The sequence below is a fragment of the Streptomyces sp. NPDC006134 genome, from assembly GCF_040628835.1.
GTDB lineage: Bacteria > Actinomycetota > Actinomycetes > Streptomycetales > Streptomycetaceae > Streptomyces.
This window is the reverse complement of sequence record NZ_JBEXTV010000052.1, coordinates 45,450-58,801: the sequence shown is the minus strand read 5'-3', so window position 1 is coordinate 58,801 and position 13,352 is coordinate 45,450. Positions and strand designations below refer to the sequence as shown.

The following is a 13,352-nucleotide window of genomic DNA, read 5'->3' as shown; positions in this document are numbered from 1 at the left end:
TGACGGCGGCCGGCCGCCGTCAGCCGGCGGACAGCGGCGACTGACGGCCCGGCATGCGGAAACCGGGCCGGGGCCTGCCGTCCCACACGAACAGGTCCCGGCCCGGTGGCCCTGGGGGTGCGCTCACCTCACCGGCGTGAAGTCCCGCGCCCCGATGAACTCCGGCCGCCGCACCGGCGCCGCGAACGGCTCCACCGCCGTGTTCTCCACGCTGTTGAACACGATGAAGACGTTGCTGCGCGGGAACGGCGTGATGTTGTCGCCCGAGCCGTGCATGGCGTTGCAGTCGAACCAGGTCGCCGACCCGGCCTTGCCGGTGAACAGCTTGATGCCGTACGCGGAGGCCATCTCGGTCAGCGCCTCGTCGGACGGCGTGCCCGCGTCCTGCATCTGGAGCGACTTCTTGTAGTTGTCCTTCGGCGTGGCGCCCGCACAGCCGAGGAACGTCTTGTGCGACCCCGGCATGATCATGAGTCCGCCGTTGGTGTCGTGGTTCTCGGTCAGCGCGATCGAGACCGACACCGTGCGCATGCGGGGCAGGCCGTCCTCGGCGTGCCAGGTCTCGAAGTCCGAGTGCCAGTAGAACCCGCTGGCGCCGAAGCCCGGCTTGACGTTGATCCGCGACTGGTGGACGTACACGTCCGAACCGAGGATCTGCCGCGCCCGGCCCACGACCCGCTCGTCGCGCACCAGGTCCGCGAAGACCTCGCTGATCTTGTGGACCTCGAAGACGGACCGGATCTCCTTCGACTTCGGCTCGACGATCGAGCGCTCATCGGCGCGGATCTCCGGGTCGGTGACCAGCCGGTCCAGCTCCCGCCGGTAGACGGCGACCTCGTCGTCGGTGATGAGCTGGTCGATGGCGAGGAAGCCGTCGCGCTCATAGGACAGCAGGTCGGCCGGTGCGATCGGGCCGGGCGCGTCCGGGGCGCCCCAGACCACCGGGTCCTGCCGGGGGACGGACACCTCCGTGGTGCCGCGGCTGGGGTAGAGATCGGTGACGGTCGTGGCCGTGGTCGTGGTCGCGGTCGTGGTCACGGTGACTCACACCTCCTCGGTGAGCAGCGGGTAGACGCCGTTCTCGTCGTGGTCCTCCCGTCCGGTCACGGGCGGGTTGAAGACGCAGATGCAGCGGAAGTCCTCCTTGACCCGCAGCGTGTGCCTCTCGTGCCCGTCCAGGAGGTACATGGTCCCGGGCGTGATGGTGTACGTCCGACCGGTCTCCTGGTCGGTCAGTTCGGCCTCGCCCTCCACGCAGACGACGGCCTCGATGTGGTTCGCGTACCACATCGACGTCTCCGTGCCCGCGTACAGGATCGTCTCGTGCAGGGAGAAGCCGACCTTCTCCTTGGCCAGGACGATGCGCTTGCTCTCCCAGGTACCGGACGCGGCCTTCACGTGCCGGTCGGTGCCTTCGATCTCCTTGAACGAACGGACGATCACGGTGCTGCGATGCCTCCTAGGTGGGGGATACGGGGGATGGGGACCGGGGGTCAGACGGTCTCGCGGACCGCGCGGGCGAGGGTTTCCAGCCCCTCGTCCAGCTCCTCGGGCGTGATGGTGAGGGCCGGGAGCAGCTTGACGACCTCGCTCTCGGGGCCGGACGTCTCGACCAGCAGACCGAGTTCGAAGGCGCGCCGGGCGACGCGGCCCGCCCGCTCCTTGTCGTGGAACTCCAGGCCCCACACCAGCCCGCGGCCCCGGTACTCCTTGACGTCGGCGAGGTTCTCCTCGGTGATGGCGATCAGGCCCTGCTCGACCTGCTCGCCGCGCGTGCGGGTCTGCTTCTCCATCGCCGCGCCGTCGGCCCAGTAGGCGCCGAGCGCGGCGGTGGCGGTGACGAACGCGGGGTTGTTGCCGCGGAAGGTGCCGTTGTGCTCGCCCGGCTCCCACACGTCCAGCTCGGGCTTGAACAGACACAGCGACATGGGCAGTCCGTAGCCGCTGATCGACTTGGAGACGGTGACGATGTCCGGTGTGATCCCGGCCTCCTCGAAGGAGAAGAACGCGCCGGTACGGCCGCACCCCATCTGGATGTCGTCGACGATCAGCAGCATGTCCCGCCGCTCGCACAGCTCGGCGAGGCCGCGCAGCCACTCGGCACGGGCGACGTTGATGCCGCCCTCGCCCTGCACGGTCTCGACGATCACGGCGGCCGGGTGGTTGAGGCCCGAGCCCTGGTCCTCCAGGAGCCGTTCGAACCACAGGAAGTCCGGCACCTTGCCGTCGAGGTAGTGGTCGAACGGCATCGGCGTGCCGTGCACCAGCGGGATGCCGGCGCCGGCCCGCTTGAAGGCGTTGCCGGTCACGGCGAGCGAGCCCAGCGACATCCCGTGGAAGGCGTTGGTGAACGACACGATCGACTCGCGCCCCTTCACCTTCCGCGCCAGCTTCAGCGCGGCCTCCACGGCGTTGGTGCCGGTCGGCCCCGGGAACATGACCTTGTACGGCAGGTCGCGGGGGCGCAGGACGAAGTTCTGGAAGGACTCCAGGAAGGCGCGTTTGGCGGTGGTCGACATGTCGAGGCCGTGCGTGACGCCGTCCCGCTCCAGGTAGTCGATCAACGCCCGTTTCAGGACGGGGTTGTTGTGGCCGTAGTTGAGTGAGCCGGCGCCGGCGAAGAAGTCCAGGTACGCGTGGCCGTCCTCGTCGTACATGCGGCTGCCCTGCGCACGGTCGAAGACGGTGGGCCAGCCGCGGCAGTAGCTGCGCACCTCGGACTCCACGGTCTCGAAGACGCTCAGGTCGGGCTGGGTGATGGTCACGTCGGATCGCTCCTCGTCGGGTGAGGGTCGGTGGGGGAGTCCGGCACGGACGACAGGGACCGGTGTGGTGCCGGGGAGGGAGAAGGAGAGGGGGAGGGGAAGGCGGGGGCCGGGTGCGGCGGGTCAGAAGGAGGAGGCGGACAGGGGGCCGATGCGGTACAGGACCTCGGGCTCGTGCGGGCCGTCGGGGAACAGGGCCGTGCCGAACAGCTCCTCGCGCTCCAGCCGGGCGCCGTGACGCTCGGCGAACGAGGTGAACAGCCGCTCGGAGGCGGTGTTGCCCGGCGTGATGGTGGTCTCCACGGCGGACAGCCCGCGCTGCGCCACGACCCGCGCGGCCAGCCCGTCGAGCAGCGCGGCGGCGATCCCGCGTCCGCGACGGGCCTCGTCCACCGCCACCTGCCACACGAGCAGCGTGTCCGGGCGGTCCGGCCGCACGTAGCCGGTGACGAAGCCGACCGCCTCCCCGCGCTCGTCGCGGGCGACGGCCGACGTGGCGGCGAAGTCCCGGCACCACAGCAGATAGCTGTACGACGAGTTCAGGTCGAGGACCTTCGAATCCCTGGCCATACGCCACAGCGCGGCACCGTCCGCCACCGTCGGAGAGTCGATCTGCAGGTCTGCTTGTAGGTCTGCTTGTGCGGCAGTCATGCGAAATGAATTTACCCAGCGGAATTCGAAATTGCATCGCCGGGCGGGGTTACGCGCAGGCGCGTTCCGTGTTATCGCGCGGGCGCGGGTGTCTGCGTGACAGACCGGAGATATGTGGCGTTCTGTCCGGAAAATAGGGGGCGAAACGGGCGTGATGTGTAACGCGTCACACCCGTGTCACCTTCACGAGATCTGCCCGAACCGCGTCGATCGGCGTTCACCGAATCCACGTGTTTAGCCTCGGGGAAAGCGGGCAGAAGAAGACGGGAAGCTACTCCGAAAAGAATTGTGGAATTGTGCTCCGGATGAATTCCGAAAATGCCGTGAATTCGGTGTGGCCGGGCCTACTTCCAGGCGCCCTCCACGGCCCGCCGGGCGGATTCCAGGTCCACGTCCAGCCCCTGCTCGGCCAGCGCCGAGCCCAGCGCCGCCAGACTGCCCTGCACGGCCCCGGGCGTGGCGTCCGGCCCGTAGTGGTTCACGCGGATCATCTCCTTGGCCAGCGCACCCCCGCCCGCCGCCAGCGGCAGCGTGGGGTCGGACCGCAGGGCCCGCGCCACCAGCTCCGAGGCGACCACGCCCGACGGCGCCCGCAGCGTGGTGGCGACCGGCGCCGCGTCCCGGGCGTCGTACACGTACGGCTCCAGGCCGCCGCCCAGCGCGAGCGCCCCCGCCCGGGTGGCCGCCGCGGCCGACGCGTGCCGCGCCATCACCGACTCCAGCCCCTCGGCCTCGATCCGCTCGACGCACGCCTCCAGCGCCAGCATCTCCAGCTGCGCCGGCGCGTGCAGCAGCGCCTTGCGCCCGCCGTCGATCCAGCGCTCCTTCCAGTCCAGCAGCGAGAGGTAGGACCGGCGCGGCGCCCGCGGGTTGGCCGCCATCCGGGCCCACGCCCGCTCGCTCACCGACACCGCCGACACACCCGCCGGGCCGCCCATCGCCTTCTGCGCCCCGATGACGCACAGGTCCACGCCCCACGCGTCCGGCAGCACCGGCTCGGCCCCGACGGAGGCGACCGCGTCCAGGTAGAACAGCGCGCCGTGCTCCCGCACCACCTCGCCGATCTCCGCGACCGGGTTGGTGTTGCCGGTCGCCGCCTCCGCGTGCACCAGGGAGACGAAGTCGGTCTCCGGGTGCTCGGCGAGGGCCTGGCGGACCTGGTCGGCGGTGACCGCCGTGTGGAACGGGACGGCGAGGTCGTACACCGTGGCCCCGCAGTCCCGCAGCCAGTCGCCGAAGGTCTGGCCGTACGGCCCGGTGATCACGTTCAGCGCGGTGGTGCCGGGGCCGGCCGTCCCGCGGATCGCGCCCTCCAGCGGCAGCAGCGCCTCACCCTGCATGATCACGACGTCCTGATCGGTGCCGAGCAGCCGCGCCACCCGGTCCTCGATCGAGGCGAAGCGGTCGGCGCTCAGGGGGGCGAGGTCCAGGAAGGGGTGGGTCACGGCGGTGCTCTCTTCGCTCACGGCAGGTGGTACGGAAACGGACGGAGTCGAGACTAGCCGCAGCCCGCTCCACCCCCGCGGCCGGAGTTCCGTCCGCCGTGGTGCCCTTGCGGCCGGACGTCCGGGGGCCGGCCCTTCCGGCGCCCTCCCACCCACCGTCTAAGGTGCGGGACATGAGCGATCGCGCGGTGCTGCACGTGAAGGGGCGGGTGCTCGTCGGGCCGGAGGACGTCCGCGACGAGCTGTGGGTGGTCGACGGCCGGATCTCGTACGACCGTCCCGCCACGGCCGGCGACGTCCGCACCGTCGAGGGCTGGGCGCTGCCCGGCCTGGTCGACGCGCACTGCCACGTCGGCCTCGACCAGCACGGCGCGGTCGAGCGGGACGTCGCCGAGAAGCAGGCGCTGACCGACCGCGACGCGGGCACCCTCCTGATCCGCGACGCGGGCTCGCCCTCCGACACCCGCTGGACCGACGCCCGCGAGGACCTCCCGAAGATCATCCGGGCCGGGCGGCACATCGCCCGCACCCGCCGCTACATCCGCAACTACGCCTGGGAGATCGAGCCCGAGGACCTCGTCGCGTACGTCGCCCGGGAGGCCCGGCGCGGCGACGGCTGGGTGAAGCTGGTCGGCGACTGGATCGACCGCGACCTCGGCGACCTGTCGGCCTGCTGGCCGCGCGGTGCCGTCGAGGCGGCCATCGCCGAGGCCCACCGCCTGGGCGCCCGCGTCACCGCCCACTGCTTCGCCGAGGACTCCCTGCGCGACCTGGTCGAGGCCGGCATCGACTGCGTCGAACACGCCACCGGCCTGACGGACGACACGATCCCCCTGTTCGCCGAGCGGGGCGTCGCCATCGTCCCCACCCTCGTCAACATCGCCACCTTCCCGCGGCTCGCCGACGGCGGCGAGGCCAAGTTCCCCCGCTGGGCGGCCCACATGCGCCGGCTCCACGAGCGCCGCTACGACACCGTGCGCAACGCCTACGACGCCGGTGTCCCCGTCTTCGTCGGCACCGACGCGGGCGGCTCCCTCCCGCACGGCCTGGCGGCGGCCGAGGTCGCCGAACTCGTCACCGCCGGCATCCCCCCGCTGGTGGCGCTGTCGGCGACGACCTGGGCCGCCCGGCAGTGGCTGGGCCGCCCCGGCCTGGAGGAGGGCGCCCCGGCGGACCTGGTGGTGTACGACGAGGACCCGCGCGCGGACGTGCGCGTGCTCGCCGCTCCGCGCCGGGTGGTGCTGAACGGGCGGGTCGTCGGATAGCCGACGCGGGTGACGCCGGGGAACACCCGTGCCGCGTCACTCGAACACGCTCGCCAAAACGCCACGATGGAGTGAAGTGCCCCCGGAACGCTGACGGTTGGCCGCGGGCGGAGACATTCTTGCCGGGTCCCGAGCACGTGTCCCACGCGTGTCTCCCGTACGTCCGTGCATCCGCACGCCCGTACGTCCGTACGTCTGTCCTCTTCCTCTTCTCCGGGGGTCCCACCACCTTGAACGGCAACACCTTCCGCACGCCCGCACGCCGCCTCGTCACCCTCACGGCGGCCACGGCCCTGGCCGCCGGTCCCGCGGTCCTGGCCGGCGCGGGCCCCGCCCACGCGACCGGCGACGAGGGTCGGGCGAGCGCCGCCGTCCTGCGCACCGCGCTGGACGTGTCCCTGCTCCACAAGACCGTGCAGGTCCCGCTCACGGTCTCCCTCAACGAGGTCCGGGCCCCGCACAGCGCCCGGAAGACCGCGCTCACGGCGCGCCTGGACGGCGTCGACGGCGGGAAACCCTTCAGCGTCCTGCGGGCCGAGGTGGCGGACGCGACGGCGACGGTCACCGCGGAGAAGGCCGAGGGCCGCACCGAGCTCGCCCACGCCAGGGTCCACCTGCCCGGCCTGCCGCTGCTGTCCCTCGTCGAGGCCGAGAAGGTCACGTCCCGGGCGACCTGCGAGGCCGGGAAGCCGCCGGTCGCCGACGCGCACCTGCCGGGCGCGGTGACCGTCCTCGGCAAGAAGGTCACCCTGACCACCGGCGGGACGACGCGCGTACGGGTCCCCGGCGTCGGCGAGGTCCGGCTCGACCTGGCCGAGCGGAAGACGACCTCCCGTACGGCCGCCGCGACCGCCCTCGAACTCACCGTGTCCGTCGATCCGCTGAAGCTGAACGTGGCCGAGGTCGAGGGCACGGTCACCCTGGCGACGGCCGCCTGCGAGACGCCGTCCGCGCCCGCGGAACCGCCGGCCGCCTCCGAGGCCCCGGCCGGGCCCGCGGAACCTCCGGCGGCCTCCGAGGCTCCGGCCGGGCAGCCGTCCGCGCCGGCCACGGAACCCGCCTCCGGCCTCAGGCCGCAGGGCGCCCCCGCCGAGGCCGGGCTCGCCGAGACCGGCGGCGGCTCGGCGACGCCGTACGTCGCGGGCGGCGCCCTCGCGCTGCTCGTGGCGGGCGGCGGAGCCGTCACCCTCGCCCGGCGACGCAGGCGCGGCTGACGGCCTCGCCACTCACCGGCCTGCCTCGCGGGCCCCGTGGTGCACCGGCCCGCCCGGCGGGCCCTGCCGTTCGCCGGTTCGCCCGGCGGGTCCTGCCGTTCGCCGGCTCGTCCGGTGGGTTCGCCGCTCGCTGGCTCAGTCCGCGAGTCGCCGCCGCTCACGGTCCACCCGGCGGGCCCGCCACTCACCGGCCACCGCCGGGCCGCCGCAGTGCCAGGCCACCGGCGGGCCGCCGCAGTGCCAGGCCACCGGCGGGCCGCCGCAGTGCCAGGCCACCGGCGGGCCGCCGCAGTGCCAGGCCCCCGCCGGGCCGCCGCAGTGCCGGGCCCCCGCCGGGCCGCCGCAGTGCGCGGGGCCAACCGCCCGCCGGGAGCTCAGCCCATCGCCCGCCGCAGCGCCGCCAGGAAGCCGTCCGTCGTCGCCCGCTCCCGGACCGCCAGCCGCAGCCACTCCGCGCCGAGCCCCGGGAAGGTGTCCCCGCGCCGGACTGCGTACCCGAGGTCGCGCAGCCGGTGCCGTACGGCGGCGGCTCCCGGCAGCCGGACGAGGACGAAGGGGCCCTCGGCGGGCTCGACCACCCGCAGCCCCGCGGGGGCCAGTTCCCCGAGCCCGGCGACGAGGTGGGCCCGGTCGGCGGCGATGCGGTGGGCCGCGTGGGCGGCCTCCGCCAGCGCCCGCGGCCCCACACACGCCTCGGCCGCCGCGAGCGCGGGCGTGGACACCGGCCACAGCGGCTGGGCCCGTTCCAGATCCGCGACCGTCTCCGGTGCCGCCAGCACGTACCCGATCCGCAGCCCGGCCAGCCCCCACGTCTTGGTCAGACTGCGCAGCACCACCAGCCCCGGCACGTCCGTGCGCCCGGCGAGGGCCTCCCGCTCGCCCGGCACCGCGTCCATGAACGCCTCGTCCACCACCAGCGTCCGCCCGGGACGGGCGAGCGCGGTGATCGCCTCGGCGGGATGCAGTACGGACGTCGGGTTGGTCGGGTTGCCGACGACCACCAGATCGGCGTCCTCGGGCACGGCCGCCGGATCCAGCCGGAAGCCGTCCGCCTCCCGCAGCACCACCCGGCCGACCGTGTGCCCCGCGTCCCGCAGCGCCGCCTCCGGCTCCGTGAACTGCGGGTGCACCACGACCGGCCGGGACACCTTCAGCGCCCGCGCCAGCAGCACGAACGCCTCCGCCGCCCCGGCCGTCAGCAGCACCCGCTCCACCGGCAGCCCGTGCCGCGCCGCCACCGCCGCCCGCGCGGCCCGCCCGTCCGGGTAGGCCGCGAGGGAGCCGAGCGAGTCGGCGAGGAGCGCGCGCAGCCACGGTGGCGGCGTGTCCGCGCGCACGTTGACCGCGAGGTCCACCAGCGCGGAGCCGCCGTCACGGACCTCGGCGTCCCCGTGGTGCCGCAGGTCGGGTCCGTCGTTGTCCCCGTGGTGCCGCAGGTCGGGTCCGTCGTTGTCCCCGTGGTGCCGCAGACCGGTCCCGTCGGCGTCCCCGTGGTGCCGCAGACCGGTCCCGCCGCCGTCCCCGTCAGTGCGCATGGGAGTGCGTGTGCCCAGGGCCGTGGTGGTGCCCGTGGGATCCATGATGCCCGTGGGACCCGTGGTGATGGTGGCCGTCGTCGTCGGGGTGGAAGTGTGGCTGCTGCGGCATCCCCACCTTGTCCTCGAAACCGGGCAGCGCGATCCGGTACACGCAGGAGTCGCAGTTCATCCGCAGATCGCCCTCGACGGCCTCCTCGTACCGCTCCCACACCAGGTCCAGCAGCTCCGGCTCGGGCCCGATGACGTCCGCCGACCGCACCTCGGCCTGCGGGTGCGCGGCGGCCCACTCCTCGGTCTGCTTGCGCACCCGGTCCGGCAGGATGCCGGTGAACAGGAAGTACGGCAGGACCACGATCCGCCCGGCGCCCAGCTTCGCGCACCGGTCCAGGCCGCTCGGCACGTCCGGCGCCGCCAGCGACACGAACGCCGTCTCCACGCCCGCGTACCCGCGGCCCTCCCACAGCAGCCGCGCCGCCTTGAACACCTCCGCGTTGGCGTCCGGGTCCGTCGACCCGCGCCCCACCAGCAGCACCGTCACCTCGGACCGGTCCCAGGACGGGTCGACCGCCTCCTCCAGCCGCCGCTGAAGCACGCTCAGCAGCGCCGGGTGCGGGCCCAGCGGGCGCCCGTAGGTGTACGAGATGCCGGGGTGGCGTTCCTTCTCGCGGGCCAGCGCCGCCGGGATGTCGCCCTTGGCGTGCCCGGCGGCCACCAGCATCAGCGGGACGGCGGCGAACCGGCGCACCCCCCGCTCGACCAGTTCGGCGACGGCCTCGCCCAGCGGCGGCGGGGACAGCTCGATGAAGCCGCCCGCGACGGGCAGTTCGGGGTGGCGGCGGCCCAGTTCCCGCACGAAGTCGCGGAACGCCTCGGCTCCGGCGTCGTCCCGGGTGCCGTGGCCGGCGATGAGCAGGGCGGGCGGGGTGGTCACAGGTTCTCCTCGGGTTCTTCCGGTTCTTCCGGTTCTTCCGGCTTCGCGGGGGAAACGGGGTGGTACAGCAGGGCGTTGAGCGCGGCGGCGGCGACCGCCGAGCCGCCCTTCTCGGACACGTTGCTCACGGCGGGCAGCCCGCTCTCGCGCAGCGCCGCCTTGGACTCGGCGGCGCCGACGAACCCGACGGGCAGCCCGATGACGAGCGCGGGGGAGACGTCCAGGGTCAGCAGCTCCTCCAGGGCGGTCGGCGCGCAGCCGATCACCCACAGCGCGCCGGGGCCGACCTGCTCGTACGCCAGCCGCATCGCGTGCGCGGAGCGGGTCAGCCCGGGACCCGCGACCGCGTCCTTCAGCCGGCACACGGTCTCACGGCGCGTGATCCCGGCCGCGACCATCTCCACGTCCACGACGACGGGCGCCCCGGCGTGCAGCGCCGCGTGCGCCGCCACCAGGTCGTCCTCGGCCATCACGAGGTCGTCCGCGTACTCCAGGTCGGCCGCGGAGTGGATGACCCGCTCCACCACCGCCCGGGTCAGCGGCGGGAAGTGCGAGGTGTCCAGGCGGGCGCGCAGCCGCCGGAAGGACTCCTGCTCGATGGGGTGCACGACACGGTTCACCGGGTGGGTCCTTCCTGCCAGCGGTAGCCGCGCGGCGTCACCATGCGGCCCGCGATCTCGCGGGTCGCGGTGTTGCCCACCGTCACGACCGTCATCATGTCGACCGTCGCCGGGTCCAGCGCGGCGAGCGTGGTGACCCGGCTGGACTCGTCGGGCCGCGAGGCGTTGCGGACGACCCCGACCGGCGTCGCCGGCTCCCGGTGCCCGGCGAGGATCGCGAGCGCCTTGGGCAGCTGCCAGTCGCGGCCCCGGCTGCGCGGGTTGTAGAACGTCACGACGAGGTCGGCCTCGGCCGCCGCCCGCACCCGCCGCTCGATGACCTCCCACGGCGTGTGCAGGTCGGACAGGCTGATCGACACGTGGTCGTGGCCCAGCGGCGCCCCCAGGATCGCCCCGGCCGCGAGCGCCGCCGTCACGCCCGGCACCCCGACCACGTCGATGTCGTCGGACGCCTCGGCCAGCGCGGGCGAGGCCATGGCGTACACGCCCGCGTCCCCGCTGCCGATCAGCGCCACGGCGTGCCCGCGCCGCGCCTCGGCCACGGCCGTGCGGGCCCGCTCCTCCTCGGCGCCGAGCCCGGACTCCAGGACGCGGGTGCCGGGCCGCAGCAGGTCGCGGATCTGGTCGACGTACTGGTCCAGCCCGACCAGCACCGACGCGCGCCGCAGCTCCGCCTTCGCGCGCGGCGTGAGCAGGTCGCGGGCGCCCGGCCCGAGCCCGACCACCGCGAGCCGCCCGCGCCCCGGCCGCCGTACGACGGCACAGGTCGCCATCGCGGGAGAGGCGGACGACTTCCGCTTGGGGACGAGGAGTTCGCCCCCGCGCAGCAGGGCCGCCGCCTCCGCGACCGAGGGGGTGCCGACGGCGGCGAGCGGTGCGCCGGACGGGTTGGGCACCGCCACGCCCGCCAGTTCCTCCGCCGAGTACGTCACCAGCGGCACCCCGAGCCGTTCGGCCGCCTGGACGATGCCCGGCTCCTCGGCCTTGGCGTCCACGGTGGCGAGCTCGGCGACCGACGCCGCGGACAGGCCGGCGTCCCGCAGGGCGTCCTCGACCAGAGCGAGCACCTCCTCGACGGGCGCGCCCCGGGAGGCGCCGACGCCCACGACCAGGGTCGGCGGGCGCAGCACCACCTCCCGCTCGGCGGGCCCGGCCAGACGGTCCGTCACCCGGACGGTGTACGGGCCGTCGTCCGCGACCGGCAGCGGCGGCAGCGGCCAGGGCACCTCGGCCCGCAGCGCGACCGCCTCGCCGTCGAGCAGCGCCCGCGACACGGCGGCGACGTCGCCCTCCACCGGCAGGCCGAGGGTGTCCAGGCCGGGCAGGCCGGCCGCGTCCGTCGCCGTCGTCACCACCGGCTGCGCGCCCAGCACCTCGCCCACCGCGCGCGCGAGGTCGTTGGCGCCGCCGCCGTGCCCGCCGACCAGCGGCACGGCGAACCGCCCGCCCTCGTCGACGCACACCACACCGGGGTCGGTCCGCTTGTCCCCGAGCAGCGGCGCCACCAGCCGGACCACGGCACCCGTGGCCAGGAAGCACACGAGCTGCTCGCACTGCGCGAACGCGGCCCGTACGGCATCCGCGACGGGACCGTCGTACACGCGCGTGCGGTCCGGCCAGGCCGCGGCCAGCCGGTCCCGGGCCGCCGCTCCCGCCGCGGTGGCGGAGATGAGGCCGATCACTGGGGAACTCCTTCGGTATGGGCGTGGGGCCGCGTGCCCCACAGCAGGAAGACGGGGTTGGCCGCCGCGAGCCGGGTCACGTCCCCCGGCAGCGGCGCGAGCCGCGACGACTGCAGCAGCACGCCGTCGCAGTCGAACCCGGCGGCGGTGAGCGCGGCGCGCGCGGCCGGCACCCGGTCGAGCGCGGCCATCGCCACGACCACCGTGCGCCGGGCCCGCCGCGCGCACGCCGCGACGACGGCGGGCAGCTCGCTCCCGCCGCCCCCGACGAACACGGCGTCCGGGTCGTCGAGGGGGGACAGGCCGGACAGGGCGTCCGGCGCCCGCCCGTGCACCACGCGCACGTCCACGCCGTGCGCGGCGGCGTTGGCGCGGATCCGCTCCACGCCGTCGGCGGTCTTCTCCACGGCGACGACGGCGGCACCGAGCCGCGCGCACTCCACGGCCACCGAGCCGGAGCCCGCGCCGACGTCCCAGACCAGGTCGCCGAGGCGGGGCCCGAGCCGGGCCAGGGCCAGCGCCCGCACCTCGAACTTGGTGATCATCGAGTCGCGGTGGGCGAACGCGGACTCCGGGAGCGCCCACCCGGCGGGCCCGGCCCCCGGCCCCGCCACCGTCCGCACCGGGCCCAGCGCCCGCGCCTCGTCCAGGCACAGCACGACACTGACCGCGCCGCCCCAGTCGCGGGCGGCGGCCTCGGCGGGCGTCACCCGCTCCACCCGCTCCCGCTCCGGGTCGCCCAGCGCGGAGGCGACCACCAGGACGCGCCCGGTGCCCTCCAGCGCCGCCCCGAGCTCCGCCGGACCGGCGCCCGGCCCGGTCAGCACGGCCGTCTTGGGCCGGGCCCGGCACACGGCGACCGCCGTCCGCAGGTCGCGCCCGTGCGCGCTGACCACCACGGCGTCCTCCCACGGCAGCCCGATGCGCGCGAACGCGGCGGCCACGGACGACACCCCGGGCCGCACCTGAAGCCGCTCGGCGCCGAACCGCTCGGCCAGCGCCCGCACGATCCCGAAGAACCCCGGATCACCGGAGGCCAGCACCACCACCCGCCGGTCCTCCTCCACGTACCGCGCGACGGTGTCCAGCGCGGGCGCCAGCGGCCCGAGCACCACCCGCTCGGCCGCCTCGGGCAGCCGTACGGCGTCCAGGTGCCGCCGCCCGCCGACGACGAGGTCCGCCCCGGCGACGTCCTCGGCGCGCGCCGCCCCCGTCCCCGTACCGACGACGGTGATCACCGC

The 13,352-nt window shown here is 74.7% G+C and carries 12 protein-coding genes; 2 read left to right on the top strand and 10 right to left on the bottom strand.

Annotation, left to right across the window (positions count from 1 at the left end; translation table 11 throughout):
- Nucleotides 1-123: 123 nt before the first annotated feature.
- From thpD to ABZ340_RS28275, 5 genes are all read right to left on the bottom strand, one after another.
- Complete coding sequence (gene thpD, locus ABZ340_RS28295; protein WP_358784662.1) at nucleotides 124-1,038, bottom strand: ectoine hydroxylase; 915 nt, start codon at nucleotides 1,036-1,038, stop codon at nucleotides 124-126.
- Between the two features lie 6 nt (nucleotides 1,039-1,044).
- Nucleotides 1,045-1,443, bottom strand: coding sequence for an ectoine synthase (locus ABZ340_RS28290; RefSeq protein WP_358784661.1), 399 nt, complete (start codon nucleotides 1,441-1,443; stop codon nucleotides 1,045-1,047).
- A 50-nt stretch (nucleotides 1,444-1,493) separates the two neighbouring features.
- Nucleotides 1,494-2,765 carry a diaminobutyrate--2-oxoglutarate transaminase gene (gene ectB, locus ABZ340_RS28285; protein WP_358784660.1) on the bottom strand — a complete coding sequence of 424 codons (1,272 nt, stop codon included), beginning with the start codon at nucleotides 2,763-2,765 and terminating at the stop codon, nucleotides 1,494-1,496.
- A 123-nt stretch (nucleotides 2,766-2,888) separates the two neighbouring features.
- Nucleotides 2,889-3,416, bottom strand: a complete 528-nt coding sequence (ectA, locus tag ABZ340_RS28280) for a diaminobutyrate acetyltransferase (protein WP_358784659.1) — start codon at nucleotides 3,414-3,416, stop codon at nucleotides 2,889-2,891.
- A 344-nt stretch (nucleotides 3,417-3,760) separates the two neighbouring features.
- On the bottom strand, nucleotides 3,761-4,861 hold the full coding sequence (locus ABZ340_RS28275; RefSeq protein WP_358784665.1) for an aminotransferase class V-fold PLP-dependent enzyme: 1,101 nt from the start codon (nucleotides 4,859-4,861) through the stop codon (nucleotides 3,761-3,763).
- A gap of 173 nt (nucleotides 4,862-5,034) precedes the next feature.
- Between ABZ340_RS28275 and ABZ340_RS28270 the strand changes: the two genes are divergently transcribed.
- Together ABZ340_RS28270 and ABZ340_RS28265 are read left to right on the top strand one after the other, a co-directional pair.
- Nucleotides 5,035-6,126, top strand: a complete 1,092-nt coding sequence (locus ABZ340_RS28270; protein ID WP_358784658.1) for an amidohydrolase family protein — start codon at nucleotides 5,035-5,037, stop codon at nucleotides 6,124-6,126.
- A gap of 230 nt (nucleotides 6,127-6,356) precedes the next feature.
- Complete coding sequence (locus ABZ340_RS28265; protein ID WP_358784657.1) at nucleotides 6,357-7,340, top strand: SCO1860 family LAETG-anchored protein; 984 nt, start codon at nucleotides 6,357-6,359, stop codon at nucleotides 7,338-7,340.
- A 374-nt stretch (nucleotides 7,341-7,714) separates the two neighbouring features.
- Here ABZ340_RS28265 and cobC read toward each other — a convergent pair whose 3' ends face one another.
- The 5 genes from cobC to cbiE are packed head-to-tail and all read right to left on the bottom strand — an operon-like array spanning nucleotide 7,715 to nucleotide 13,349.
- Entirely contained in the window at nucleotides 7,715-8,875 is a 1,161-nt protein-coding gene (gene cobC, locus ABZ340_RS28260) for an Rv2231c family pyridoxal phosphate-dependent protein CobC (protein ID WP_358784656.1), read from the bottom strand.
- A complete protein-coding gene (locus tag ABZ340_RS28255) occupies nucleotides 8,865-9,809 on the bottom strand; it encodes a sirohydrochlorin chelatase (RefSeq protein ID WP_358784655.1) in 945 nt (314 codons plus the stop codon). Before ABZ340_RS28255 ends, cobC begins: the two co-directional genes overlap by 11 nt.
- Nucleotides 9,806-10,429 (bottom strand): precorrin-8X methylmutase, encoded by a 624-nt coding sequence (locus tag ABZ340_RS28250; RefSeq protein ID WP_358784654.1) that lies wholly within the window; start codon nucleotides 10,427-10,429, stop codon nucleotides 9,806-9,808. Before ABZ340_RS28250 ends, ABZ340_RS28255 begins: the two co-directional genes overlap by 4 nt.
- Nucleotides 10,426-12,111 (bottom strand): precorrin-3B C(17)-methyltransferase, encoded by a 1,686-nt coding sequence (gene cobJ, locus ABZ340_RS28245; RefSeq protein WP_358784653.1) that lies wholly within the window; start codon nucleotides 12,109-12,111, stop codon nucleotides 10,426-10,428. The genes ABZ340_RS28250 and cobJ overlap by 4 nt, the downstream gene beginning before the upstream one ends.
- Nucleotides 12,108-13,349 carry a precorrin-6y C5,15-methyltransferase (decarboxylating) subunit CbiE gene (gene cbiE, locus ABZ340_RS28240; RefSeq protein WP_358784664.1) on the bottom strand — a complete coding sequence of 414 codons (1,242 nt, stop codon included), beginning with the start codon at nucleotides 13,347-13,349 and terminating at the stop codon, nucleotides 12,108-12,110. The genes cobJ and cbiE overlap by 4 nt, the downstream gene beginning before the upstream one ends.
- Between the last annotated feature and the right edge of the window lie 3 nt (nucleotides 13,350-13,352).